Raw genomic sequence first — 24,311 nt, 5'->3', positions numbered from 1 at the left:
CTTTTCCCGTTACTCCGCCGCCGAGACCTGCATGCGGCCGGTGGCCGTGCGGGCCGAGAACTGCGGCCGGTACATGTCCTCGACCGAGGCCGCCGGATGCTCGTATGTGCCCGGCGTTACGGCGCGGACGACATAGGCGAGGGTGATCTCGCCGTTCTCGTTGGCCGGCCGGTTGATCGCCGCTACGAAGCGGTCGTTGCGGAATTCGAGATGGGCCGTTTCCGTCTCGCCGATCCAGTCGAAATTGGCGAGCGCCGCACTGTCGACGAGGCTCGGATTGTCGATCTCGAAACCGGCGGGAAGCAGGTCGGTGATCAGCAGTTGTGCCGGCCAGTCGTCGTTTTCGGTGACGTTGAGAACGACGACATAGCGTTCGTTCTGTGCGGCTTCGCTGACATTCGCCTCCTCGCCATCCAGCGTGTAGTAGGTGCGGGTGATGTCGAAGCCTTCGCCGCCGGCCGGCAGCGGAGCCTTCGGTGCCGCGACAGTGGTGATTGCTGCCGAAACCGGGTCGCTGCTCCTGTTGGTCAGCGTGACCGCATGCTGGAGCAGGGCGTCGCCGGTGATGCTTGCCTGATAGGCGCCGTTGTGCTGAGCGCCGTTGACGTCGAGCGACAGGCCGTCGTCTCCCTTCTGCAGGGCGCGGGCGGCCAGCAGAAGCCAGGTTTGCTCCTGGGTGCTGAGATACTGTTTTTCACGCCATTCGTCGGTGACGACCTTGGCAAGCGCCGGCACGATCGGCGGAACCGGGCGGCTTTCGGCGGCAAGCGCAAGCACGGCCGCTCCGTCGCGCAGCGACGAGCCATAGTCCGAGCGGTTGAGGCTGACCTTGGTCAGGCGAGCTTCTTCCGACATGCCGGCGGCATCGAGGAAGACCGAGCGCGAGCGTTCGGCATCGCCATACAGCGAAAGCGCCGCAGCCAGATGCGCCTTCGAAAGCGGGGTCGGGAAGTCGCCGAGCATGGTATCCGCGTAGTAGCGCAGGTCGCTGATCGCGGCCTTGCGATTGCGCGCCAGCACGTAAAGCGAATAGGCAATCTCGTTGCCGCGGCTGCGGATATCTGCATCATAACCGATGCGGTTCTGCAGATTTTCGATTGCCTGCAGCATCGCCTGTTCCGGCACTTCGAACTTCTGCTCGCGGGCGCGGGTGAGGAAATCGGTGACATAGGCATCGAGCCACAGGTCCTCATAGCCCGGAGCCCAGAGGCCAAAGCTGCCGCTGGAGGACTGGTAGGAGAGAACCCGGTAGATTGCGTCCTGCACCCGCTTCTTCACATCCTCGTCGTCTGGCAGGCCTGAGATCTTGGAAAGCTCGCTCAGATAAAGCAACGGCAACGCACGGCTGGTGGTTTGCTCGGCGCAGCCATAGGGATAGCGGTCGAGACCCATCAGCAGGGCCGGAAGGTCGAAGCCATCGGCGCGGCTGACATTGAGGCTGACTGCCGCATCCTGCAGCAGGCTGTCGGCCAAGAGGTCGGCATCGACAGTCAGGCTCTTGCCGGGGGCGAGAGACAGCACCCGGCGTTCCGTCACCGGCAGGGAGGCCGGGCGGACGGGAACCTCGAGGCTCTGGTCGAGCGACAGGCCGGCCGCGTTGGTAAGTGCGATGTCGATGCTTGCCGGTCCCGGCTCGATGCCGGTGACGGGCAGTGTCACGACCGTTTTGCCGCCAGCTTCCAGGCTGATGGTCTGGGTCGCGGCCTGTGGATCGATGTGAACCGCATCGTTGGACGAAACCGCGAGAGTGTAGTCACCGGTCGGCGCGTCGGTCGCGGCGATGTCGAGACGCAGTTCGGTTTCGTCGCCGGGAGCGAGGAACTTCGGCATGCTGGCCGTGACCACTACCGGATCTCGGATAATGACATCTGTCTCGGCATGGCCAACGCCGGATTTCGACCAGGCTACGGCCATCACGCGGGCCGTGCCGTTGAATTGCGGGATATCGAAGGACACGGTGGCGCGGCCCTCGGCATCGAGCTTCACCGGACCGGCAGAGAAGGCGACCAGCTTTTCCTTCGGCGGATTGCCCTGAAGCGGGCTTTGTGCGCCATCACCGCCGGTGCGCAGGCGTCCCATGGCGCCAAGCGATCCGTCGATCAGGCGGCCGTAAAGGTCGCGGATCTCAAGACCCAGCCGACGCTGGCCGAAATACCAGTCTTCCGGGTTCGGGGCTTCGTAACGTGTCAGGTTGAGGATGCCGACATCGACGGCGGCGACCATGACATAGGCTTCCTCGCCAATTCCGGCACCTGCTACCTCGATGGGGATTTCCAGCGGCTGGCGGGGCAACGTCTGCTTCGGCGGATCGAGCTTGATCGCCAGTCGGTCCATGCCCGGATCGACCTTCAGCCAGCTTATGCCGATGGCGCGCGCCGGCATACGGCTTTCCTGCGCATCGCCGGGACGGAAAAGCGTTGCGGTGACATAGGCTCCGGCACCGAATTCCGCCGTGACGGGAATGGCGACTTCGCCTCCGTCAGCGGGAATGGTCGCCACCTGCGTGGTAACGAGAGATTCGGTGCCGACGGTTACAAGCAGTTCGCCGGCAAAACGGGGGGATACCTTCAGCGTCGCCGTATCGCCGATGGCGTAGCTTTCCTTGTCGAGCCCGATTTCAAGCGCATCGGGCGTTTCGGTGGTGCTCGCCTCGACAAACCAGCCGGCGTCGAATTCCACGCTGGTCGCGGGGCCGTTGAGGATCGTCGTTTCGATTTCAAGGCGGTAGCGACCCCATTGAACCGGAGCGGAAACTTCAGCTCCATTGGCGGAAATATCGACGGTACCATCCGCCACCTGCTTGGTGGTGATGATCGGCTCATAACGCCAGGAAGTGCCTTCGCGATACCACTGGTAATTCCGCTCGAGGCTGACGAGTTTCCACTTTGCGCCGGCGAGCGCCTGACGCTTGCCGTCGGGACCGAGTGCTATGACGTTGAATTTCGCGATCGAATTCTCGGCAAGGTCGCCGGTGAATTCGGGCTTGATGCCGATCATCGGGCCTTCGGGGCGAACCGGAAGCGTGAGTTTGCGCTCCACGGCACGGCCGCCGCCTTCGACAAGACGAAGGACGACTTCGGCGTTGAGTAGCTGCGTCGTCGATGGCAGTTCGCCGAGTTCGACATCGAAGGTCGTCTTGCCGTCCTCATCCAGTGGTTCCAGCGCTTCAAGTGGCACCTGGGTTTCTTCGCCGGCCTCCTCGTCGGCAAGGCCAAAGACATAGCGCTCATAGTCCGGATGGCTCCGGGTCGGGCGGATGTTGACTTCACCTTCCAGCGACAGGCCGGCGGCGGGTGCGCCATAGAGATAGCGTCCGTCGACGCTGACCGGGACGGAGGCTCCGGGCTCGATGTCCTTCGCTTCGCTGGTGATGTCGAATTCCAGCCTGTCCGGCACGAAGTCGTCGACCAGGAAGGTCTTGCGGGCGATAGCTTCCTTTTTCGGATCGGTATGGATCGCGAGGCTCCATGTGCCGCGCATGGAATTGGCGAGCAGTGGCAGGTCGACGGCATAGCCGCCGAGTGTTTCGCTGGTCACCACCATGCGGCGAAATTCGACACCATCAGGCCGCGAGAAGATGAAGGTGAGCGGCAGCCGGTCGATGGAATCTGCCTCGATGTCGCGGGCGAGTGCCGCGGTATGCACGGTCTCGCCGGGACGGTAGATGCCGCGTTCGGTCCATGCGAGCAGATCGATTGCGCCGGGAGCGGGCCGTCCGGTGACACCACGGTCAGAAAGGTCGAAACCAGCGCGGGTCATATCGAGGAAAACGTTGTCGTCGTCCTGCGAGCGAGCGGTGATGACGGCGGGGGCAAGTGCCGCGCCGGCGCGGATGAGACCGGCATCGAAGCGGGCATGGCCATCGTCATCCGTCTTCGCTGTCGCCAGCACCTCGTTGTTCTTGGCGATCAGCTGGAGATCGACGCCAGCCAGCGGCTTAGCCGTCGCAAGTGAGCGGGCAAAGACGTGCAGACCATCGGTGCCGGCAAAGGTGGAAAGCCCGATATCGGAGACGACGAACCACTGGGTCGGACGGCTGTCCCAGTTCTCGGAGCTGGCATTGGCAACGGATGCCGTCATCACGTAGATACCGGGCTTGCGCTGGGGCAGCGCCTCATCCACCGGGAAGCTTGTGACGACATCCTTGTTGAGTTCGGTGGCAATATCGATCGAGCCCTGCCAGACGAGTTCGCCTGTTTCGCTCTCGATGCGGTCGGCGCTGTAGCCGTCGAGCTGGGTGAGGAACTGCGAGGCGGCGAGCAGCGGAGCGACGTTGCGGTCGCCGATGCGGTAGAGCTTGAGGTTGGCGCTGTCGGTGTTGACCGAAACCAGCGGAATGCCGCGCCGTGCCGTAGAGGGCAGGACGAAGCTGTCGCCGGTGAAGCGAACCGATGCGGAGCGGTCGCGGACATAAATGTCGAGATCGACCTGTGCCTCGAGGTTCTCCTCGACGGAGGAGGGCAGGCCGGCGCGCAGCGCCAGTTTGTAGCGCGCGCCGTGGGTCAGGCCTTCGACGCAGATCTGGTTGTCCTTGGCTTCAAGCGCCTTGGGTGCCGCGCCATCGAGTGTCACGAAGGGCGTGTAATCCACCCCGCGCTTGACCAGTGGATCGGAGAACTCGACGCAGGCGCGCGGCGTCAGGCTGTCGGCATCGACGCTATTGGATACGACGCGGAAGCCCTTGCGGGAGCGCAGGTCGTTGTAAGCGGCCTGAACGGTCTTGGCGGTGACGAGCTTGAGGCTTTCCTTGTAGGCATTCAGCGCGTTGCGGTAGTCCTCTGAATTTTCGAGACCCTTGGCAAGGGTGGCGAGCGCATCGGCGCGGGTCTGGGTGTCGCGGCTCTGCAGGTAGCCGTTGAGCGCGGCGAGCACGCCCTGTCCGGTGACGCTACTGTTGCCGGTGACTGTATTGGCGGCGCGGGCCATCTCCAGCCAGATGGCAGAGTCGTCAGGGGTGATCGCGAGCGCACCCTTGAAGGCATAGAGGGCCGCGTCGATGTTGTTGTTCACAAGCGACTGACGGGCGATGACGAGAAGTGCACCCTGACCGAGCTGCTGCTGGTCTTCTCCAAGCGACAGGTCGGCGCGCTGCGTGCGGGCATCCTCCATCAACTGGTCGGAGACGAATTCGGGGCGTTTGGCTGCACCGAGATCCTCCGCAACGCCCGCTTCCACCACGCGACCGGCAATCGCGCCGGCAAAGGTGTTGAGCTGGTTGAAGTCGGATTTCAGGAAGCACCATTTCACTTTCGGATTATAGGTGAAGGCGCGGCAGGAGCCGTCCGCGATACAGCTTGCCTCGCACTCGTCGAGCGAGAGGTTCTTCTCGGTTCTGAGATCAAAGCCGAAGTAATCGCCGTCCGGGGTCGTGAGGATACTGCGGGTGTCGGTCGCCATTGCTGGCATCGCCAGCAGCGAGATTGCCAGGAATTTTGCGAGAAAACCTAAAGCCTTGCGCCCAGACATTCTGTCCCTCCCACGCTGACCGTTTTATTAGGGGGTACTCTTCTTCCATAACAACGGCTTGTCAATTGGACCGAAGATGAGGCTGTGCGTGATGACACAGTCTCATTTTATTTTTCGGTGGGCATCGAACGGACGTTCACATGGGCGAGACGCCCGGCCCCCCAGCCATTGATCGCGGCGCCGAGACCGAGTGCGACGAAAAGTAGTGCCGTCGCCGAAAAACTTCCCGTCCAGCTTCTTATCAGCCCGACCAACAGGGGGCCGATAGCCGCCAGAAGATATCCGATGAACTGCGCCATTCCCGAGAGATGGGCGGCGACATGAGAATCCGGGGAGCGCAGTACGATGGCGGTCATGGCGACGGCGATCAGGCCGCCCTGACCGATGCCCTGAAGCACTGCCCAGATCCATATCGTGGAGAGGGGTGCGAAGAGGAGGCCGAGCAAGGCGACGACTGCGAGTACGACCAGCGTAACATTGATGAGCCGCTGGTCACGTCCGCGCACGGCGATCTGCGGTGCTACGATGCAGGATGCCGCCTGTACCATCACCGAGACCGAGACGATGGCGCCTGCGGTCACCCCGTCGATGCCACGTTCGCGCAGGATGGGGACCAGCCAGCCGAAGACGCAATAGGCGAGCGCCGATTGCAGCCCCATGAACAGCGTGACCTGCCAGGCTAGCCTGTCGCGCCAGAGACCTTCGATGCGGATGCCGCTGCCCTTGGCGGGTTTGGCGCTTCGCAATGCCTGCGGCAGCCAGATCAGTGCCACCACGAAGGCGGGCAGGGCCCAGAAGGCAAGCGCCGCGCCGAGCGAGCCGCCCAAGGCTTTTTCCACCGGTAGGCTCAAGCCCGCAGCACCTGCGGCCCCGGCACAGAGCGCCATGGTGTAGAAGCCGGTCATCAGCGCCGTGCGATCGGGAAAATCCCGCTTGACCAGACCCGGCAGGAGGACATTGCCGATAGCGATGCAGGCGCCGGCAAGGGCGGTGCCGAAGAAGAGCAGCGGAAGCGAGGAAAGGCCCCGTAAGGCGGTTCCGGTTGCCAGCAGGAAGACGGCGAGGAGTAGGGTTCTTTCCGCACCGATCCTCTGGGCAAGGCGAGGCGCCAGCGGAGAGAAGAGACCGAGGCAGATGACGGGAATAGTGGTGAGCAGGCTGGTGCCGAAGGCGGAAAGCCCGAGTTCGGAACGGATTTCAGGCAGCAGGGCCGATGCACTGGAGAAAACCGGGCGAAGGTTGAAGGCAATCAGTACGAGGCTGACGGCCAGCAGCCAGCGAGTGGCCGGACCTGTGGTCTCGCTGACGGGGGTAGCGAAAGGCGCGTCCTCGGCGTCGATCAGAAGCTCGTCCGCGAGGTCGAGCGTATGGCTATCGGCGTTGTCGGTCATCAGTCGTCCCGCCGGTCGAGATAGGCGAAGACCGGGGCCATGAAACGGCGCACGGCGGCGTCCGCCTCGTCGGGTTCGCCGGTTTCGATCGCATCGACGATTGCCATGTGCGCGGCCATGTCGGGTTCGGGCAGGTCGCCCATAGTCGTGGCCTCGATAGTTTCGGCGATGGTGGCGGAGAAGAAGTCGTAGAGCTCGACCATGGCCCGATTGTTGGAGGCAGCGACGACGGCCCGGTGGAAGGCGAAATCACGCGCGATGAAGGCGGCGCGGTCGCCCTTGTCCGAGTTGCCGCGCTGGGCGAGCAGGGCGCGCAGGCGGACGATGGTTGTGGCGTTGGCGCGAAGTGCGGCAAGGCGGGCTGCCTCGACATCGAGGGCGCAGCGTGCCTCGAAGCGATCGCGCAGGCTGGCGCGCCGAGCGAGATCCAGCGCGCCATCGGTTTCCACAAGGGAGCGCACATAGGTTCCTGAACCGTGGCGCACGTCGAGAAGTCCCTGCGAAGCCAGAACCCGAACGGCCTCGCGAATGGTGCCACGGCTGACGCCGAGCGTTTCCGAAAGGGAAGCTTCGTTGGGAACGCGGGAGCCGACCGCCCAGCGACCGCTGCGGATTTCCGCGCGCAGCGCTTCGGCAGCGGTATCGGCGAGACTGGTTTTTTGAAGTGCCTTCATTGCATGATGATTAAGTCATCGGATGACTTTGGTCAAGTTTGCGATTTCGGGATATCTGCAGAGGCTTCTAAATCAGAATGTCGATTTGCTCCGACCGGCCTGACGGGAGTTGAACTCGCGTACCTGTTCCAGAAGCCATTGCGAAAAGGCAGTGGCGGGTGGGTAGGCCATCTTCGAAAGGGGCCTGACAAGGTAATAGGCGCTGGCGCTCCTGACCTCATGGTTCCAGGCGCGAACCAGTTGGCCGCTGGAAAGCTCGGGTTCGATCAGGAACGTCGGGACAAGGGCGATGCCGAGACCGGCGAGGCAGGCCTGCACCACGTTGGAAATCTGTTCGAAGCGCATGCCGCCACCGCGGCCGTTTGGTATGTCCAGACTTGCGAACCAGTGCTCCCAGGCGCGGGGTCGCGACGCGAGATCGAAGAGCGGCATGGAGAGCAGGTCTTGCGCATTCGTGACCGGGTGATCGCGCAGAAAGGCGGGGCTGCAGACGGGTGCCACCATCTCCTGCATCAGGAACTGGCAATCGGTGCCGGGCCAGTTCGGATCACCGATATGAATGGCGGCGTCCAGCCCGGAGCTTTCGAAATCGAACTGCCCGATGCGGGTGGCGAAATCGATGATGATAGAGGGATTGCGGGCGAGGAAATCGGGTATGCGCGGCATCAGCCAACGGGTGCCGAACGTCGGCAGCATCGCAAGGCGCAGATGGGTGTCGCCCGCCTTGGCCATTGCCTCCAGCGAAAGCGTACGGATCGTCGCCAGCGCGTCGCCGATGCCCTTGGCGTAATCGCGGCCGATGGGCGTCAATTGGACGCCGCGATTGTTGCGCTCGAAGAGCTTGACGCCGAGCTGATCTTCCAGAAGGGATATTTGCCGGCTGATGGCCCCTTGCGTCAGCGCCAGTTCGTTGGCTGCGGCGGAAAAGCTTCCAAGCTTGGCCACGGAATCGAAGGCCGCGAGCGCGCTGGTGGAGGGCAGGAAACGGCGTTGATGGGTCAGCATCCGATATGAATAGACCTGATGGCAGCATGAGTAAACATGGCTTGCGCAAGGGGCCGGATTCGTCAATCTGGCCTAAAATCTAAAGAGGATATGAGTGATGAGCGATATGCGGCCTTTTTCCTGGAGCGATCCTTTCCTGATGGCGGAGGTTCTTTCCGAAGACGAGCGGATGATCCAGTCGGCGGCAGCGTCCTTTGCCGAAAGCGAGCTTTTGCCGCGCGTGAACGAGGCATATCTCGGGGAAACGGTCGAGCCGGAAATCTTCCGCCTCATGGGGCAGGCCGGTTTGCTCGGCCTGACGCTGCCGGAAAAATACGGCGCAGCCGGTGCGAACTATGTCTCCTACGGCCTCGTTGCCCGTGAAGTCGAGCGCATCGATTCCGGCTATCGCTCGATGATGAGCGTCCAGTCCTCGCTGGTCATCCATCCGATCTATGCCTATGGCTCCGAAGAGCAGAAGGACAAATATCTCCCCGGCCTCGTTTCTGGCGAACTGATCGGTTGCTTCGGCTTGACCGAGCCGGATGCCGGCTCCGATCCGGGCGGCATGAAGACACGCGCCGAAAAGATCGAAGGCGGCTATCGCCTGCGCGGCTCCAAGATGTGGATTTCCAACGCGCCGATCGCCGATGTCTTCGTGGTTTGGGCGAAGTCGGAAGCGCATGGTGGCGAGATCCGCGGCTTCGTACTGGAAAAGGGAATGAAGGGCCTGTCTGCTCCGAAGATCGGCGGCAAGCTTTCCCTGCGTGCCTCGGTGACCGGCGAGATCGTGCTCGATGGTGTCGAGGTCGGTGAGGACGCATTGCTGCCGGGAGTTTCAGGCCTCAAGGGGCCGTTCGGCTGCCTCAACCGCGCCCGCTACGGCATTTCCTGGGGTGTGCTTGGCGCGGCGGAAGATTGCTGGTTCCGTGCCCGTCAGTACGGTCTCGACCGCAAGCAGTTCGGCAAGCCGCTGGCCGGAACGCAGCTTTACCAGAAGAAGCTTGCCGACATGCAGACGGAAATCACGCTTGGCCTTTTTGCCTCGCTACGCGTCGGTCGGCTGATGGACGAGCACCAGTTCGCGCCGGAAATGATCTCGCTCGTCAAGCGCAACAATTGCGGCAAGGCGCTGGATATCGCCCGCATGGCCCGCGACATGCACGGAGGCAATGGTATCCAGATCGAATACCATGTCATGCGCCACGCCCAGAACCTCGAGACGGTCAATACCTATGAGGGGACCCATGACGTGCATGCGCTGATCCTGGGTCGCGCCCAGACCGGCATTCAGGCGTTCTTCTGAGTCTTCTGCCGACTGCCCGTCGGATCGTATCTCATGCAAAAGGCCCATCCGATGATGGGCCTTTTGTTTTTCCTGCTTCACCCTAAGCGTTCGAACTGCCTCAATGCCGTCCGGTCCGTCCGGGGGTGGAGGAATAGGTCGCGGACACCGGATCGCTGGCCGGGAAGGAATCTTCCAGACCTTCTTCGAGCTGGGTTTCCAGTTCTTCGGCATCCTGCGAGCGGCGCGCGCTCAGCACGGCATCCGACAAACCTGTCTCATCCGTTCCGAGACGGTCGTGCACGGCGGACCGGTCGTCGGCGCCAGCAAACGAACCGACCTCAAGCAGGAATGCCCGGGCCTTTTCCAGCGCGTTATGGCGATTGATACCGTTCACTTCGGTCTGCTTCATGTGAACCGAAACGATCTCGCCTCCATCGCAGACGAATTCGACCGTGAAGCCCGGTTTGCGGCCCGCATCTTCATGAACCTGTGTACTTATGACCTGCATCGCCTTTCTCCCTTCTGGAGCGCCTCGGCGAAAATGGAAACGCCGAAGCGGCTCTCATCGTTGTGAAGATATTCCGGAGTTAAACCTAGGAGCTTTTCCGGAAGAACTTTTCCCAAGAACTACAACGTTTGAAGGTCCTCAATGTTCCGAGGAGAGAAGCTTGGAAAAGAAGGGATTCATTAACCAAAAACGACATGAATTTATGGAAAACCGAACAATACCGGGCGAACTGCGTTCTGTCGCAAAAGGAGACAAACGATGCAGCTAAACGCAGAAGCACTAGAGGCCGATACTGTCCTGATTGTCGAGGACGATGTGTTGATTTCCATGGACGCCGCTGAAAGCGTTGCCCGCGCGGGCGTGAACGTGATGACCGTGGAAACGGTGGCAGATGCACTCGATGTGCTGGATCACGAGCGGATCTCGGCGGCTATCCTCGATTTCCATGTCCGCGATGGCGCCGTCACACCTGTCGTGGAGCGATTGCAGCGATCGGGCGTTCCCTTCCGCATCGTGTCGGGTTCGCCGCTGTCGGAAATTGCGGCAAAAGGCATTCCGCTTCACCTCTGTGCGCAAAAGCCGGCGGATTATCTGAAGGTTCTGATTTCGCTGATCGGCGACCGGCCCTGGTTCTCCCTGAGGGCCAGTCACTAGGGATCGGCGTGAGGATCAGGCCGGACGGCGCTGATCCAGGAGACGGGTCAGAGTCCGCTCCACTACGTCGACCATCACCATGGTCTGGTGATCGACCTCGATGTTCAGTTCGTCGCCCGGCTTGTAGCGCGGGAATGTGGTCTGGCGCAGCGTTTCGGGAATGAGGTTGATGGTGAACTCGTTCCGGTCTGCATCGGCAACTGTCAGGCTTGCGCCGTTGACCGCGAGAAAACCACGCGGAAAGACGTATTTCGCCCATTCCTCCGGAACGGCAAAGCGGATGAAGGCGCCGGGCATTTCCATCTTCGCATCCACCAGCTTCGCGGTCGTCGCGATATGACCGGCGATGGCGTGTCCACCGTTCTCATCGGTCGGCTTGGCCGAGCGCTCGATGTTGACGTCATCGCCCTGATGCAGTGTGCCGAGATTGGTGCGCGAGAGGGTCGCATCCATGGCGTCGAAGGTCACGGTGTTGCCGCTGATCGAGGTTGCCGAGAGGCAGACGCCTTCCACCGAAACGCTGCCGCCGATCTGCAGGTCCTCGAGCAGGTGTTCGGGAAGTTCGACGGAGAGCGTGGTGTAACCGTCATGTCGGATGATGTCGGTGACGGGGGCCACGGTCTGAACGATACCGGTATACATTGCCAATCCTGTGTGTTTCCTCGGCACGACCGCCGGAACTTTCGCGAAATCCTCACAAACGTAATGTCTGCTCGCTCAAAGACAACTGCGAAATCGGGACGCTGCGTCAAGATTTTCTGAACGGTCCCGTTGGAGCCCTTTGCGAATTGCAAATCGGGGCCTGCTTTGCGATGAAGCGAAAGAAGGCCCGGCGACCGAACCACATGGAAGGACATCTCCGATGCAGCCCCACGACTTTTGGCAGGACATTCATGCGGCCCGCAGTTTCGATCCTTCCGGGCCGCATGAGGCGCGCTTTCCAGCTACGCTCGACGATGGCCGGCAGATGCTCCTGCCGATACGCGCGCTTGCGGACGGGCGGTACGGGATTGCCTCACTGATAGTCAATCAGGCAAGCTTTGCCGTGTTGCGCGCCCTTGCCGGAGATCTCGCCACCAAGCTCGAAGCCTATCGGCCGGAAGTTATAGTCGGACTTCCGACGCTCGGCCTGACACTTGCCGCTGCCGTTGCTGAGGCCCTCGGGCATACGCGTTATGTGCCGCTCGGGACCTCGCGCAAGTTCTGGTACGAGGACGAGTTGTCCGTTCCGCTGACCTCGATCACCACGCCGAACCAGCAGAAGCGGCTTTATGTTGATCCCCGCATGTTGCCTCTCATCCAGGGGGGCCGGGTCGTGCTGATCGACGACGTGATGTCGAGCGGCGCTTCCATGGCTGCGGGGCTTTCCCTGCTTGCGGCGGTCGGCGTCGAGCCGGTTGCGGTCGGGGCGGCCATGCTGCAGACGGACCGCTGGCGAAGCGCCATAGCGGCGGTTGGTGCTCAATGGCCCGAGCGCGTGGTCGGTGCATTCTCGACGCCGCTTCTGGTTCGAAGCGGCGATGGCGGCTGGGTTGCTTCTCCCCCCAGTCTTTAGAAGCGTTGAACGAGGCGTGCTGGGCGGTTATACCGGATCGGCCGGGCAAGCGTTTTATCGTCCGGGTTGTTTTATTTGATTTGTCATATTGGAACGGTAGATTCGGGCATGTCGAAAATTCTCTCCATCGCACTCAATCCCGCTATCGATATTTCCAGCGATGCGGACGAAGTGCGTCACACGCACAAGACCCGTACGCATAACCAGCGCCAGCATGCGGGCGGTGGTGGCATCAATGTCGCGCGCATCATCGTCGAACTCGGCGGTCGTTGCGAACTGCTTTATCTTTCCGGCGGAGCGACGGGGGAACTGCTGGAAACCATGCTGCGGCCGCTCGGCATCCGGCAGCATGTGATGAAGATCCATGATCCGGTACGGGTCGCCTACAATGTGCATGAGCTTTCGACCAATCTCGAATACCGCTTCGTGCCCGAGGGGCCGCTGGTCAGCGAAGCGGAGCTGGCGCCGGTCTTCGATCTGCTCGAAACCACCGATGCGGATTACATCGTCGCCAGCGGCAGCCTGCCGCGCGGTGTGCCGATGGATACCTATCTTCGCATGGCCGAGATCGCCCAGCGGAAGGGCCAGCGCTTCGTGCTGGATACATCGGGCGATGCGCTTCGCGAAACACTTGCAAGCTGCCATGTCTTTCTGGTGAAACCGAGCCTTGGCGAGCTGGAAGGGCTCGTCGGACGCAAGCTGGATCACGAAAGCGTTGGCCCCGCGGCTCAGGAAGTCATCCATCGCGGTGCCGCGCAGTATATCGCCGTAACACTCGGTGCCGACGGGGCGGTTCTGGTCAGTGCTGACAGCATCACGCGCGTTCCCGCAATCAAGGTCACGGTGCAATCGGCCGTCGGCGCGGGCGATAGCTTCGTGGCGGGCATGACATGGTCGTTGTCCGAGGGGCGTGATATCGTCGACGCCTTCCGTCTCGGCATGGCGGCTGGTGCCGCGGCGGTGATGACATCGGGCACCGAGCTCTGCCGGCAGGCGGATATTCTGGGTCTCTACGACGCCCACAGGGGCTGACGTCCCCCGTAAGTGCTCGCGAGCCCTGTTAATGAGACGGACGGAAATACTTCCGTCCGTTCTATTTGATCAGAGGCCCACTCAACGAAGTCCGAGAGCGGCTTCGGTTTCCGCTACCTTGCGCTTCACCTCCATGAAGCTGTCCGGGCTCACGGACATGGAGTCGATGCCGCATTTCACCAGAAACTCGGCGAATTCCGGATGGTCGCTCGGAGCCTGACCGCAAAGGCCTATCTTGGCCCCGGCCTTGTTGGCTTCCGCAATGACCTTCTCGATCATCCATTTCACGGCTTCGTCCTGCTCATCGAACAGATCGGCCAGTTCGCCGGAATCGCGATCGACACCGAGGGTCAGCTGGGTGAGGTCGTTCGAGCCGATGGAGAAGCCGTCGAAGCGGTCGGCAAACTTGGCGGCCAGGATGACGTTGGAGGGGATCTCGCACATCACATAGACCTGCAAGCCGTTTTCACCGCGCTTCAGGCCATTCTCCTCCATCACGGCAAGCACCTTGTCCGCTTCTCCGACCGAGCGGCAGAATGGGATCATGACGACGACATTGGTGAAGCCCATCTCGTCGCGCAGCCGCCTGATTGCCTTGCACTCGAGCGAGAAGCCCTCCCGGTACCGCGGCGAATAATAGCGTGATGCCCCGCGAAAGCCGATCATCGGGTTTTCCTCGTCCGGCTCGAATTCCGCACCGCCCAGAAGACCGGCATATTCGTTGGTCTTGAAGTCGCTCATGCGAACGATCACCGGCTTCGGGTAGACAGCGGCTGCAAGGCGGGCAAGGCCACGGGCGAGCTTGTCGACGAAGTAATCGGTCTTGTCGTCGTAGCCGGCGGTCAGCGCGGCGATTTCGGCCTTGGCTGCCTCGTCCTTCAGGCGGTCGAAATGGACGAGCGCCATGGGATGGACCCGGATTGCATTGCTGACGACGAATTCCATGCGGGCAAGACCGATGCCATCGGAGGGCATACGCCACCAGCGGAAGGCGGAGCCGGGATTGGCGAGATTGAGCATGACCTGCGTGCGGGTTGCGGGCAGATCGCTGACATCGAGTTCCCTGACCGCATAGTCCGCAATGCCCTCGTAGACGAAGCCTTCATCGCCTTCGGCGCAGGAGATCGTTACCTCCTCGCCGCTGTGAAGCAATTCAGTGGCGTTGCCCGTGCCGACCACGGCCGGCAGGCCGAGTTCGCGGCTGACGATAGCCGCATGCGAGGTGCGCCCGCCGTGATCCGTCACGATTGCCGCGGCCCGTTTCATGATCGGCACCCAGTCGGGGTCGGTGGTCTGGGTGACGAGAATGGAGCCATCGATGAACTGGTCGATGTCCCTGACGCTTTCGATGAGGCAAACCTGTCCGCTGGCCACCGCATCGCCGATCGAAAGTCCCTTCGCCAGCACCTTGCCCTTGTTGTTGATGCTGTAGGACTTGAAGACGCCGGCGCCACGCCGAGCCTGAACGGTTTCCGGGCGGGCCTGAACGATGAACATCTCGCCCGTCTTTCCGTCGCGCGCCCATTCCATATCCATGGGGCAGCCGTAATGCGCCTCGATGATGACGGCCCAGCGGGCGAGATCGAGGATTTCCGGTTCGCTCAGCACATAGGCCGCGCGTTCGGCCTTGGATGTCGGCACGTTGCGCGTCGGTTTCTCGCCGGTCGCGTAGATCATCTTGATCGCCTTGGCGCCCTTCTTCTTCTCGATCAGCGGCTTCAACGCGGCGTCGGCCAGCAGAGGCTTGAATACCTGGTATTCGTCCGGATCGACGGCGCCCTGCACGACGTTTTCACCCAGACCCCAGGCGGCGTTGATCAGCACCACCTTGTCGAAGCCGGTTTCGGTATCGATGGAGAACATGACGCCCGAGCCGCCAATATCGGAGCGGACCATGCGCTGCACGCCGATGGAAAGCGCGACCTTCATGTGGTCGAAACCCTTGGCCTTGCGGTAGCTGATGGCGCGGTCGGTAAACAGCGAGGCATAGCAGCGGCGGCAGGCATCGATCAGAGCAGCCTCGCCCTTGATGTTCAGGAAGGTTTCCTGTTGGCCGGCGAAGCTCGCATCCGGCAGGTCTTCTGCCGTGGCACTGGAGCGCACGGCAACCTCGACCTCATCGAGCCCGGCACGTTTCGAAAGCTCGCGATAGGCGGCACGGATCGCGGCTTCGGTTTCACCGGGCCAATCGCCCTTCAGGAAGATATTGCGGATCGCCTGGCCGGTTTCGGCAAGCGTCGCCTTGCCCGCCTCCCATTCCGCGAGAAGCGCGGTCATCCGGTCCCTCAGCTTGTTGGCCTCGACATAGTCCCAATAGGCGTCAGCCGTGGTGGCAAATCCCGGAGGCACCCGGATGCCCTTTGCGGCCAGGGTCCGGACCATCTCTCCTAGTGAAGCGTTCTTGCCGCCCACTTTGGGGACATCCCCGCGATTGAGGTTTTCGAACCATGCAATGGTTTGCAACTTTGCGGACATGAAGGCCTCCCGTGCCACAATAGCTTCCATAATTGCCAGAAACGCTCTGGATGTTGTGCAGCATAATCATCTCGGCAATCGCTGCCTTGATAACGATCAAATCGACGTATGGCTCGCGGCTGGCGTCTATCGGCGCCCTCATGCCACGCGGAGAGATTTTGTGTGCGCGCCTTCGATTTCCTGTGTCTTTTTGTCCGGTTTTTTCCGCAGAACTTGGTTTATTACTTGTCAAAAGAAGTCAAGTTTACTATCGAAGACGAAGTCGCAGCCCACCCGATCCCAAGCGGGCAGGGCTGTCTCGCCCTGTTCAGTCATTGCCAAAAGGAGTTCCCAGTGTTTCTTCGTCATTCGGGACCTTCCGCCGCTGCCGCCTTTGCGGCCTGCATGATGATCCTCGCCGCGCAGCCGGTCGTTGCTCAGGAGACGGCTCCCGTTGTTGCGGCTCCGGAAGCCCCCGCTGCAACTCAGGTTGCTCCAGCGCCTGTCCCCGCCGCGCCTGTTGCAAGCGTCGATACTTCTGCTCCGAGCCCGTCGGATGCACGGGAGACTCCGGTTTCTGCCGCTCCGGACACCCCGGTCGCTTCCGATGCCGCGCCCGTTGCTACTGCTGAACAAGCTGCTCCTGTTGCCGCCCAACCGGTTAGAGCCGAGCAGCCGACGACCCCGCAGCCTGTCGCTCAGGATGCTACCCCAGCGGCTGTCGAGCCGACGGCGTCGGCTCCGGTTGAAGCTACCCCCGTTGAAGCCGCTCCGCGCGCAGATCTCCCGCACAATCTTTCGCCTTTCGGCATGTTCATGGCTGCCGACTGGGTGGTCAAGTCCGTGATGATCGCGCTGGCGCTTGCCTCGCTGGCCACCTGGACGGTCTGGCTGGTCAAGACGCTGCAGCTTGCCGGCGCGCGCATCCGTGCGAAGAAGGGTCTGCGCGCAGTTATCAAGGCCGCAACGCTTGGGCAGGCACTCTTGCATGTCGAAAGACGCGGTGGAGTTGTGGCCGGCATGGTACGCGCTGCCAACCACGAGGTCCGGCTTTCGGATGCCGCCATCGATTATGCCGGCGGCGAGGGCGTGAAGGAACGCGTTTCCTCCGCTCTGGCGCGGATCGAGGTCGGCGCGGGCCGCAACATGGCCAAGGGTACGGGCGTTCTTGCGACCATCGGTTCGGTTGCTCCGTTTGTCGGCCTGTTCGGTACGGTCTGGGGCATCATGAATTCCTTCATCGGCATTTCCCAGTCCAACACGACCAACCTTGCCGTCGTCGCGCCCGGTATCGCTGAAGCGCTTCTGGCCACCGCGATCGGCCTTGTCGCCGCTATCCCCGCGGTCATCATCTACAACATGTTCGCACGCTCCGTGACAGCCTATCGCCAGCTTCTGGCCGATGCTGCGGCCGGCATCGAACGGCTCGTCAGCCGCGACCTCGATTTCCGCAAGGTGCCGAATGACGGTCACAATGCCAGCGTGAAGTTTGCTGCGGAGTAAGAACGATGGCAGGCGGCATTCGCGAGAACCACTCCGGCGACGAACTCCAGGAAAGCCACGAGATCAACGTCACGCCGTTCATCGACGTCATGCTCGTGCTGCTGATCATCTTCATGGTGGCGGCGCCGCTCGCCACCGTCGATGTCAGCGTCGACCTGCCTGCCTCCACCGCCAAGCCGGCGGAGCGTCCCGATGAGCCGGTTTATGTGACGCTCAAGGAAGACATGTCGCTGGCGCTCGGCAACGAGACCGTAGTGCGCGAAGCTCTTGGCACGAACCTGGACCGTTTGACTGAAGGCGACAAGGATGCGCGCATCTTCCTGCGCGCCGACAAGGCCGTCGATTACGGCGCGTTCATGGAGGTGATGAACCTCCTGCGTGACGCCGGATACCTGAAGATCGCCTTGGTCGGCCTTGAAACGCTCCCAGCGGCACAGGCGCCCGCTGCATCGAACCCGGCCGCACCGACTGTTCCTGCCGAAGGCCAGACCCCATGACAGGCCCTGGCGGATTTAGGTCTCGGTTCGCTGTCGGTGAACTGCTGCTGTGGACGTCCGCCGCCGTGCTGGTGGCGAGCGCCCATGCGGGCGCTGTCGCCTTTCTGATGCGGTCGACGCCGGAACCCCTGGGCGATCCGGCTCCTCCGGCTGCGATCATGATCGAGATGGCGCCAGAGCCGGAAGCCGCAAATATTGAGGAAGAGGATGTCGTCGACGATCAGGTGGATGCCGAAGAAGTCAAATCGGCCGCAATCACGCCTCCACCGGAACCTGCTGTAGAGCCTCCTCCGGAACCCGAGCCGGAGCCGACACCCGAACCGGTGGAAGAAGTGGTTGAAGAACTGCCGCCGCCGGAACCGGAACCCCTGCCGGAGCCTGTTGAAGAGCCGCCGCCGGAAGTCGTGGAAGAGATAGATCCGATCGAGCAGCAGGTCTTGGCGCAACTCGAAAACGTTGCCGTGCCGATCCCCGTCGTTCGTCCTCCGGAGCCGAAGAAGCTCGAGGATCAGCCCAAGAAAAAGCCGGAAAAGAAGGTCGAGAAGAAGAAGCAGGCCCCGGAACCACCGGCGTCGAAGGCCGCGCGGCAGGCCAGTATCGATGCGACGCAGTCCAACCGTACGGCGGCCCAGCAGACGAGCACCGGCGGTAACAGCAGCGTCTCTCCGGCCAAATGGCAATCGCGTCTGATGTCGCATCTGGAGCGGCGCAAGCGTTATCCATCCGAATCCCGCAGCAACCGTGAAGAAGGCACTGCGTATGTACGATTCCGGATCGATGATTCCGGCAACGTGCTATCGGTGTCGCTGTCTCGCTCCTCGGGATACCCCCGGCTCGATCAGGAAGTGGTTGAGATGGTCCGTCGCGCATCTCCGGTGCCGGCCCCGCCGCCGGGTGTCAACAAGACTATCACTGCACCGGTTCGGTTCAATCTCCGGTAAGCAGTAAACCCCTTGCCATGTTGCGCTGCGTCGTACAGGTTAGCTGTCGACGGAGCCCGAGGGATTTCATGGAATTGCTGCAGGCCTACGAGGCGGAATATGCGTTGATCGAGTCCTGGCTCGATATGGTTCTGCCTCAGGCCTGTGTCGATGCCGGTCTCGAAGTCATGGCGTCTAAACCGCCCGAGCATGTGAGCATCATTGCTCGCGACGAACGCTGGCTGCGTGTGTCGCAGGAGGATTGTGTCGATGCGCTCCTCAACGTTTACACCAACACGACCCGCTGCAATGTGGTGATTATCGCCGATCCGTCGACGCCGGCGGATTTCCTCGCCGAAAAGGTCAGGGCGACGACTGTCGGCGCCAAGCAGATCGGCTGGACGTTTCTTGCGGTGGACGACCACCGCCTTGTCTGTTTTTTCGAGGATATGGATCTTACGGCCTCCTCAGGCCGCAATTCCGGCTGGGTGGCACGCGATCTCGCCCGGATGTTGCGCTGGCTGTTGTCGCGGGGAACGGCTTTCTGAGGCCGACCTACGCCGAAGCGTGGAGCTCCCTTCGAGACAATGAATTCTGTCAGGAAATGCTTACGCTCGTCCCGCCAGATGATATCTCAGGCGCAGACGGATTCGGATTTTGCGGCGAGGGCTAACACCCTCTCCACGAGTTCAGGGGTCGGCACCGTTGTTGCGAGCCGGATCCAGTTCATTTCACCGATATTCTTCGCAAGCTGGCGTTCCAGAATATCCGTCGTCGCATCCGACTGTCCCTGCGGGCGGGCGGCGATCCTGGCTTTCAGGGTTTCGGCATCCGCTTCCAGCCAGATGCCGGTGAAGGCTATTCCGGCCTCGGCTGCAACAGCCTCGATGTGCCTGCGCTCTTCCGGCCGGTCGAACACGGCATCCACCACGACCGCGCCGTTGCCGGCGATGATTTTCGCGGCGCGGGTGGCGAGGCTGTCATAAACCTTTTGCGAGACTTCGGGCCGGTAGGCTTCAACCGGTAGACGCTCGTCGACGGCTATGCCGAACATCGCCTTGCGTAAGCGGTCGCTTTCCAGAAGCCGGGCTCCGGGGGCAGTTCCAAGCCTTGGCGCAAGGGCATCTGCCAGCGTCGACTTGCCGGAACCGCTGAGGCCACCGATGGCGATCAGCCGAGGTATGCCGGGCTTCAGCAGTTCGGCTGCGAAGTCGAAGTAGCCTCTGGCGCTTTTCGTCAGGCTACCATCGGCATCGCCTGCTTCCTCGATCTGGGTTCCCGTCACATGCGCGCGCACGGCGGCCCGCACGGCCATGAAGAACGGCAGCAGAGCGTAGCCTTCCTCGTCGCCGGTGCGGTCGAGATAGCGATTCATCACGATGTTGGCAAAGTCCGAGAAACCGCGGTGCCAGAGATCCATCAACAGAAAGGCAAGATCGTAGAGTACGTCGACGGTGGCGATCTGGTCGTTGAAGTCGATGCAATCGAACATGCGCGGACCCGCAGCGCTCATGAAAAGGTTCCGGAGGTGGAGGTCGCCGTGACAGAGACGCACCTTGTCCTGCTCTTCGCGGCTGTCCATCAGCGATGCATGACCTTGCCAGGCAGCGCGGAAGGCCTTGGCCAGACGCGCGATTTCTTCCGGCGGAAAGATATGGCTGGTGGCAAAGCCTGCCTCGTTGATGTCGAGAACACCAGCCAGATTGCCAGAGCCACTGCCGGCGTGAACGACGGGCGCCTTGACATGGAAGCTAGCGACGAGACCGGCGGTCTCCTCCATGATCCGGGTCGTCAGCCTTCCTTTCTGCGCCATGCGATCGAAGAGGTCGTGCTGGGCAAAGCGGGTCATCTCGACGATCACGTCCACCGGGTCCCCGGTTCCGTCGAATGCAAGCCGGCCATCGGCTTCGCGGGTGATCCGGCGGATGCCGAGATAGAGATCCGGTGTCGCACGGCCGTTCAGTTCGACCTCGCGCTGGCAGTAATAAAGTCTCAGATCGTAGGTGGAAAAGTCGACATAGGGCAGCTTCACCGCCCGCTTCAGCTTGAAGGCGCGGCCATCAATCAGGAAGACGAAGGAGATATGGGTCTCGATGACCTCGACCTGTCCGGAGAAACCGTAGCTTTCGGCGCGGCTTAGGAATTCGATGGCCGCCGACTGATCGTGAATATCCATTCGCCCTCCGCGGGAGCCGTCCATATCACTTCCGGTACCTTGTCCGATTCCGAAAGGGAAGGCCAGTCTCTCGCGCTCGACCTTGGTCGCAGACTGACGAGAGAAAGCCTGCAATGAGAGAGGCCGCGCGGTCCCTGCGGATCGCGCGGCCTTTGAAGAAGCGAGGGGCCGATTATTAGCCCACGTCGAATTTGACACCCTGGGCGAGCGGTAGGGTGCGGCCGTAATTCACGGTGTTGGTCGCGCGGCGCATATAGGCCTTCCAGGCATCCGAACCGCTCTCGCGGCCGCCGCCGGTTTCCTTTTCGCCGCCGAAGGCGCCACCGATTTCAGCGCCGGAAGGGCCGATGTTGACGTTGGCGATGCCGCAATCCGAACCGCGATCCGAAACGAAGGCTTCCGCCTCGCGCAGGTCGTTCGTGAAGATCGAGGACGACAGGCCCTGCGGCACGTCGTTGTTCAGCGCGAGTGCTTCGTCGAAGTCACTATACTTGATGACGTAGAGGATCGGGGCGAAGGTTTCCTCGACGACCGGGCCGGTCTGGGCCGGCATCTCGACGAGAGCCGGGCGCACGTAGAAGGCGTCGGCGGCTTCGTCCGTATTGACGCGGTCACCGCCCGCTACCTTGCCGCCGGCTGCCTTTGCGGCTTCAAGGGCCGTCTGCATACGGTCGAAAGCGCCCTTGTCGATCAGCGGGCCGATCAGGGTGCCGGCTTCGAGCGGGTTACCGATCGAAACGGAGCCGTAGGCCTTGATGAGGCGCGGAACCAGCGTGTCGTAAACGCTGTCATGGACAAACAGACGACGCAGGCTGGTGCAGCGCTGGCCGGCGGTGCCCATGGCGGCGAAGGCGACGCCGCGCAGCGTCAGGTCGAGGTCGGCGGTCGGGCAGACGATCGCGGCGTTGTTGCCACCAAGTTCAAGGATCGAGCGGCCGAAGCGGCTTGCGACCCGCGGACCGACGGCGCGGCCCATGGCGGTGGATCCGGTTGCTGAGATTAGCGGAACCTTCGGATTGTCGACGAGGATCTCGCCGATGTCACGGCCGCCGATCAGAAGCGTCGACAGGTTTGCCGGAGCCTTGTTGCCGTCTGCGACATAGCGGGTGACAGCCTTTTCGAAGATCGCCTGGGTGGCGATGGCGGTGAGCGGGGTTTTTTCCGACGGCTTCCAGATGGTCGAATTGCCGCAGACGAGCGCCAGCGCCGAGTTCCACGACCAGACGGCGACCGGGAAATTGAAGGCGGAGATGATGCCTGTAACGCCGAGCGGATGCCAGCTTTCCATCATGCGGTGTTCGGAGCGCTCGGTGGCGATCGTCAGGCCGTAAAGTTGACGGGAAAGGCCGACTGCGAAATCGCAGATGTCGATCATTTCCTGAACTTCGCCGAGACCTTCCGAGGTAATCTTGCCGACTTCGATGGAGACGAGACGGCCGAGATCAGCCTTGGCAGTGCGCAGTTCCTCGCCGAGCAGGCGAATGAGTTCGCCACGCTTAGGGGCCGGTACGAGGCGCCACTCGAGGAAGGCCTGGTGGGCGGCTTCGATTGCAGCCTTGGTGCCGGCGGCGTCGATCTCGCTGAGGGCGGCGATCTGTTCGCCGTTGATCGGGGAGCGGACAGTCAGCGAGCCGCCGGTCAGGGCAGAGGCGGGTACGCCGAGCTTGGCCATGATGGAGGTGACTTCTGCTGCGAAATTCTGTTTGGCAAGGGTCATGGAGTTCCTTCCGGTATCCTGTTGTGTTCCGTTGTCGTCTTGTGGTTCGGCGCGTTTCCGTATTCAGAAACGTTCGCCGGCAAAATGGGCGATCTGAGCGCCAGCCTCGTAATAGGCGCCCTTGAGGTTGCGAAGAGGGACCTCCTTCACCGCCGAAACCGGCAATGGCATTTCCTCCTCGGACAGTTCGCCAAGAATATGGCGTGCTAGGGTCTTACCGAAAACCGTACCAGGCGCAATGCCGCGGCCGTTATAGCCGGAGAAGCCGATGACATTCGGTGCGAACTTGTGGAAGCGCGGAATGGCGTCGTCGGTCATGCCGATGCGGCCAAACCATTCGGCCTCGAAGGCGACATCCCCAAGTTCCGGGAAGAGCCTCTTCAACGAGCGCTTGGCCCAGGAGCGGTGAATGGCGGCGCCAGTGTTGCGCAGCGCGCCGACGCTGCCGAACACCAGCCGGCCGGCCTTGTCCATACGGAAGGAGGAAAGGATTTCCTTGGTGTCCCAGCACCCCTCGCGACCGGGCAGGATCTTTTCAAGCTGGGCTTTCGACAGCGGCGCTGTGGCGAAGTTGAAGTAGGGCAGCAGCACCTGCTCGTTGCGAATCTGCTCCCAGGGGCCAGTCGAATAGAATTCCGAAGCGACGATGATCCAGTTGGCCGTGACGGAGCCGTTCTTCGTTCTGACGACCCAGCGGCTGCCGTTGCGCTCGGTCGAAATGGCGGCGCTGCCGGTATGGATCGTTGCGCCAGCTGCAATTGCTGCCTTGGCAAGGCCGCGTACATAGGCGAGCGGCTGCAACGTGCCGGCGCGCATGTCGAGAAGCGAGCCGCTATAGGCCTTCGTTCCAATGCGCTTTGCCGTTTCCTCTGCTGAAAGGACACGGACATCGGCGCCCCGGGCTGCCCATTGCGCGCAGCGTTCCTTGATCTCCTTCAGGCCTTCTTCGCCGACGGCGCAATGCAGGGTGCCGTTCTTCTCGATCTCGCATTCAATGTTATGCTTTTCGACCAGTTCGCGCACGAGCAGGGGCGCATTGCCGAGCAGATCGAGCACACGTTCGCCATAGACCGGGCCGAGCACGCCCGGGATTTCCAGAGGCATGACCCACATGCCGCCGTTGATCAGGCCGACATTGCGGCCCGCGCCGCCGAAACCGATTTCCGTCGCCTCAAGCAGGACGACCTTCGTGCCCGCCTGAGCAAGATGAAGGGCGGCGGAAATGCCAGTGTAGCCACCGCCGACGATCACGACGTCCGCATCGACATTACCGGACAGAGCTGGAGTCGAAGGGGCTTTGGGGGCGGTTTTTTCCCATAGACCGTGGGAGCGGGGGTCGTTCAGCATGATGCCATCCTCTGACGTGGCCGTGACAACTGGCCTCAAAGACGCGTTCCGGGCGGGATGGCACGGCGGCTGCCTCGTCCCTCCCCAGAGGAAGCAGCGTTCGTCGGCGCGTCATTCCGAAACGTAAAGTCTTGCGGAATCTAGA

Annotated in this window: 18 protein-coding genes; 8 read left to right on the top strand and 10 right to left on the bottom strand. The window is 62.0% G+C overall.

Features of this window, described 5'->3' with window-relative positions; all coding sequences use genetic code 11:
- Positions 1 to 9: 9 nt before the first annotated feature.
- From H4I99_RS21115 to H4I99_RS21100, 4 genes are all read right to left on the bottom strand, one after another.
- A complete protein-coding gene (locus tag H4I99_RS21115; protein WP_163901648.1) occupies positions 10 to 5,466 on the bottom strand; it encodes an alpha-2-macroglobulin family protein in 5,457 nt (1,818 codons plus the stop codon).
- 107 nt (positions 5,467 to 5,573) lie between these two features.
- Entirely contained in the window at positions 5,574 to 6,857 is a 1,284-nt protein-coding gene (locus H4I99_RS21110) for a CynX/NimT family MFS transporter (protein WP_163901646.1), read from the bottom strand.
- A complete protein-coding gene (locus H4I99_RS21105) occupies positions 6,857 to 7,531 on the bottom strand; it encodes a FadR/GntR family transcriptional regulator (protein ID WP_163901644.1) in 675 nt (224 codons plus the stop codon). The genes H4I99_RS21110 and H4I99_RS21105 overlap by 1 nt, the downstream gene beginning before the upstream one ends.
- Before the next feature lie 72 nt (positions 7,532 to 7,603).
- Positions 7,604 to 8,536: a LysR family transcriptional regulator gene (locus H4I99_RS21100; protein ID WP_163901642.1), complete on the bottom strand. Its 933-nt coding sequence runs from the start codon at positions 8,534 to 8,536 to the stop codon at positions 7,604 to 7,606.
- 106 nt (positions 8,537 to 8,642) lie between these two features.
- Between H4I99_RS21100 and H4I99_RS21095 the strand changes: the two genes are divergently transcribed.
- On the top strand, positions 8,643 to 9,821 hold the full coding sequence (locus H4I99_RS21095; protein WP_425314400.1) for an acyl-CoA dehydrogenase: 1,179 nt from the start codon (positions 8,643 to 8,645) through the stop codon (positions 9,819 to 9,821).
- 100 nt (positions 9,822 to 9,921) lie between these two features.
- On the opposite strand, the gene H4I99_RS21090 is transcribed toward H4I99_RS21095, so the two are convergent.
- Positions 9,922 to 10,311, bottom strand: coding sequence for a hypothetical protein (locus H4I99_RS21090; protein ID WP_163901640.1), 390 nt, complete (start codon positions 10,309 to 10,311; stop codon positions 9,922 to 9,924).
- Positions 10,312 to 10,569: 258 nt separating this feature from the next.
- Here H4I99_RS21090 and H4I99_RS21085 point away from each other — a divergent pair, with 258 nt between their 5' ends.
- Positions 10,570 to 10,965 (top strand): response regulator, encoded by a 396-nt coding sequence (locus H4I99_RS21085; protein WP_163901638.1) that lies wholly within the window; start codon positions 10,570 to 10,572, stop codon positions 10,963 to 10,965.
- Positions 10,966 to 10,980: 15 nt separating this feature from the next.
- On the opposite strand, the gene H4I99_RS21080 is transcribed toward H4I99_RS21085, so the two are convergent.
- Positions 10,981 to 11,607 carry a riboflavin synthase subunit alpha gene (locus H4I99_RS21080; RefSeq protein ID WP_163901636.1) on the bottom strand — a complete coding sequence of 209 codons (627 nt, stop codon included), beginning with the start codon at positions 11,605 to 11,607 and terminating at the stop codon, positions 10,981 to 10,983.
- A gap of 220 nt (positions 11,608 to 11,827) precedes the next feature.
- Between H4I99_RS21080 and H4I99_RS21075 the strand changes: the two genes are divergently transcribed.
- Positions 11,828 to 12,520, top strand: coding sequence for a phosphoribosyltransferase (locus H4I99_RS21075; RefSeq protein ID WP_163901634.1), 693 nt, complete (start codon positions 11,828 to 11,830; stop codon positions 12,518 to 12,520).
- A 108-nt stretch (positions 12,521 to 12,628) separates the two neighbouring features.
- Complete coding sequence (locus H4I99_RS21070; protein ID WP_163901632.1) at positions 12,629 to 13,552, top strand: 1-phosphofructokinase family hexose kinase; 924 nt, start codon at positions 12,629 to 12,631, stop codon at positions 13,550 to 13,552.
- Between the two features lie 81 nt (positions 13,553 to 13,633).
- On the opposite strand, the gene ppsA is transcribed toward H4I99_RS21070, so the two are convergent.
- Complete coding sequence (ppsA, locus tag H4I99_RS21065; protein WP_163901630.1) at positions 13,634 to 16,027, bottom strand: phosphoenolpyruvate synthase; 2,394 nt, start codon at positions 16,025 to 16,027, stop codon at positions 13,634 to 13,636.
- Positions 16,028 to 16,360: 333 nt separating this feature from the next.
- On the opposite strand from ppsA, the gene exbB reads away from it, so the two are divergent.
- From exbB to H4I99_RS21045, 4 genes are all read left to right on the top strand, one after another.
- Positions 16,361 to 17,509, top strand: a complete 1,149-nt coding sequence (exbB, locus tag H4I99_RS21060; protein WP_425314397.1) for a tonB-system energizer ExbB — start codon at positions 16,361 to 16,363, stop codon at positions 17,507 to 17,509.
- 5 nt (positions 17,510 to 17,514) lie between these two features.
- Positions 17,515 to 18,006 carry a TonB system transport protein ExbD gene (gene exbD, locus H4I99_RS21055; protein ID WP_163901628.1) on the top strand — a complete coding sequence of 164 codons (492 nt, stop codon included), beginning with the start codon at positions 17,515 to 17,517 and terminating at the stop codon, positions 18,004 to 18,006.
- On the top strand, positions 18,003 to 18,947 hold the full coding sequence (locus H4I99_RS21050) for an energy transducer TonB (RefSeq protein ID WP_163901626.1): 945 nt from the start codon (positions 18,003 to 18,005) through the stop codon (positions 18,945 to 18,947). Before exbD ends, H4I99_RS21050 begins: the two co-directional genes overlap by 4 nt.
- Positions 18,948 to 19,015: 68 nt before the next feature.
- Positions 19,016 to 19,474 carry a hypothetical protein gene (locus H4I99_RS21045; RefSeq protein ID WP_163901624.1) on the top strand — a complete coding sequence of 153 codons (459 nt, stop codon included), beginning with the start codon at positions 19,016 to 19,018 and terminating at the stop codon, positions 19,472 to 19,474.
- Between the two features lie 86 nt (positions 19,475 to 19,560).
- Here H4I99_RS21045 and H4I99_RS21040 read toward each other — a convergent pair whose 3' ends face one another.
- The 3 genes from H4I99_RS21040 to H4I99_RS21030 all read right to left on the bottom strand — a co-directional run bounded on the left by H4I99_RS21040 (position 19,561) and on the right by H4I99_RS21030 (position 24,166).
- Complete coding sequence (locus H4I99_RS21040) at positions 19,561 to 21,102, bottom strand: bifunctional aminoglycoside phosphotransferase/ATP-binding protein (RefSeq protein ID WP_163901622.1); 1,542 nt, start codon at positions 21,100 to 21,102, stop codon at positions 19,561 to 19,563.
- A gap of 175 nt (positions 21,103 to 21,277) precedes the next feature.
- Positions 21,278 to 22,819, bottom strand: a complete 1,542-nt coding sequence (gene amaB, locus H4I99_RS21035) for an L-piperidine-6-carboxylate dehydrogenase (protein ID WP_163901620.1) — start codon at positions 22,817 to 22,819, stop codon at positions 21,278 to 21,280.
- A gap of 63 nt (positions 22,820 to 22,882) precedes the next feature.
- Positions 22,883 to 24,166, bottom strand: coding sequence for an NAD(P)/FAD-dependent oxidoreductase (locus H4I99_RS21030; RefSeq protein WP_163901618.1), 1,284 nt, complete (start codon positions 24,164 to 24,166; stop codon positions 22,883 to 22,885).
- Between the last annotated feature and the right edge of the window lie 145 nt (positions 24,167 to 24,311).

Source organism: Paenirhizobium daejeonense, assembly GCF_014280875.1.
GTDB lineage: Bacteria > Pseudomonadota > Alphaproteobacteria > Rhizobiales > Rhizobiaceae > Allorhizobium > Allorhizobium daejeonense.
Note: the sequence above shows the minus strand (reverse complement) of the source record. Positions and strands in the feature narration are given on the sequence as shown.